Below are 1,061 nucleotides of genomic sequence, written 5' to 3' on the forward strand. Positions count from 1 at the left end.
GTGGACATTTTTAGTGCCGAAGTGGCTATCAACTCAGAACAGAAAGAGCCTGAAAGAGCGGCAAGAAATGAAGGCATGCAGCAAGTGTTGGTTCGCGCGACGGGCCAGACCGATGTGGCAGCTAACGAAACCGTGAAGAAGGCGATGCGTCAAAGTGCTCAGTACTTATCGCAAATGAGCTTTGGTGAAGCCAGCGAGCAAACTACTTTGCGTATGCGTTTCAACGGTGCACAGATTCGCAACCTATTAACTCAAGCTCAGCTACCTTACTGGCCTGACACTCGCTCCAACGTATTGGTATGGTTGGTCGAAGAGCAGAACTACGATAAAAATATCGTGTGGGAGCACTCAAATTCGGAGCTAGCGGCTGGTATTCAGCAAAATGCAAAACTGCGTGGCTTGCCGATCACGCTACCAGTAGGCGACTTCGACGACATTACTGGTATTGCGACGTCTGATTTGTGGGGCGGTTTTGTGTCACCTATTAGCCAAGCAAGCCAACGTTATCCTGTGGATGCGGTGCTGGTTGTGCGGGCTCTGCCGTCAGGTCTACGTTGGACACTTTACGATCAACAGCCTAATCAGATAACCAGTTCACCAAAATCACCGGTAACGGGGTCTGTTTCAGGCAGTGGTGCTTCTGCGTCTCAGTCATTGATTAACGAGATCAGTAACTACTACGCTAATAAAAGTGCGGTCACAGTCGCGAGCGAGTCTTCGGAGTCAATTCTTGCGCAATTCATTAGCTTGAATAATGCACAAGACTTTTTCCAGCTTGAGAATGTCTTAAAAGCACTTAACTCAGTAGCTAGCCTAGATATCCTTAAGATCCAGAATCACGAAGTAACGTTCAGAATTCACTTGTTATCAACTCAAGATGAGTTTGAGAAAGAAGTAGAGAGTCTACGCTCTGTAGCGAAAGTCGAAGCCTCTTATCTAGAGCCTGAGCAAACGCCAGAATTCGAAGTGCAAGACAACACATTGTCCGTGGGTGAATCCCAGGCTCTACCAGAATCTGATGGCATGCAGCAGGTTGAGACACCTAGTAACCCATCTTCAGA

At 47.7% G+C, this 1,061-nt stretch carries 1 protein-coding gene; it reads left to right on the forward strand.

Translation table 11 applies throughout. The annotated features are described in order from the left end of the window. The coding region (locus KIV40_RS29875) for a DUF2066 domain-containing protein (protein ID WP_285352890.1) at positions 1-1,061 on the forward strand (1,061 nt) is incomplete at both ends.

The sequence above is a fragment of the Vibrio sp. D173a genome (genome assembly GCF_030248475.1).